This is a genomic window from Duganella sp. CY15W, from assembly GCF_009857555.1.
Classification (GTDB): Bacteria; Pseudomonadota; Gammaproteobacteria; order Burkholderiales; family Burkholderiaceae_D; genus Rugamonas; species Rugamonas sacchari.
The window spans coordinates 1-397 of sequence record NZ_WWCQ01000026.1 but is presented as its reverse complement, the minus strand read 5'-3'; the positions used below and the strand labels follow the sequence as shown (position 1 = coordinate 397).

Below are 397 nucleotides of genomic sequence, written 5' to 3'. Positions count from 1 at the left end.
CTTATAACTAGCTTGACGATAACCTACTTTCACACTGGTTGCAGCACTATCATCGGCGCAGAGTCATTTCACGGTCCTGTTCGGGATGGGAAGGGGTGGGACTGACTTGCTATGGTCATCAAGCTTTAACTTGTACAGGCTTCGCGTCTTTTTCCGCGCCGCCTTGAAATCTGGAAGACAGTATTATAAACGATTTATACCATTTATCAAGTAATTGTTTTAGGTAATGAAGCGTAATCAACGCAACGATTCTTAAAGCTATAACCTGCTAAGGTTATAGGGACAAGCCGTACGGGCAATTAGTATCAGTTAGCTTAATGCATTACTGCACTTCCACACCTGACCTATCAACGTCCTGGTCTCGAACGACCCTTCAAAGAGCTCAAGGCTCTGGGAA

Annotated in this window: 2 rRNA genes; both read right to left on the bottom strand. The window is 44.6% G+C overall.

The features are described from left to right. Positions 1-10: 10 nt before the first annotated feature. Positions 11-123 (bottom strand): 5S ribosomal RNA (gene rrf, locus GTP58_RS30885). Positions 124-278: 155 nt separating this feature from the next. Continuing rightward, a 23S ribosomal RNA gene (locus GTP58_RS30880) occupies positions 279-397 on the bottom strand; the annotation flags it as partial.